Raw genomic sequence first — 300 nt, 5'->3', positions numbered from 1 at the left:
AATTGCCTAATTTGGCATTGACTAAACTGGGGATATATGTAGATACCAATAATGATGGATTGCTTAATACAGGAGATGAAATTCAATATACGTTCACAGTTACCAATACAGGTAATGTAGATATAACTAATATTACTTTATCTGATCCTTTACCAGGTATTGTAATTAATGGTGGACCAATTGATCTGTTAGTAGGGGAAACTGATGAAAGTAGTTTTACTGCAGTGTACACTCTTACCGAAGATGATATATTTGCTGGAAGAGTGGAGAACCAAGCTACTGTAACAGGGCAAGATCCTA

1 protein-coding gene is annotated in these 300 nt (G+C 35.3%); it reads left to right on the top strand.

The window, feature by feature from the left end; translation table 11 throughout:
* The coding region (locus ACXAGJ_RS24780) for a DUF7507 domain-containing protein (RefSeq protein WP_474843889.1) at positions 1 to 300 on the top strand (300 nt) is incomplete at both ends.

Source organism: Aquimarina sp. AWH4_224 (genome assembly GCF_056160245.1).
Note: the sequence above shows the minus strand (reverse complement) of the source record. Positions and strands in the feature narration are given on the sequence as shown.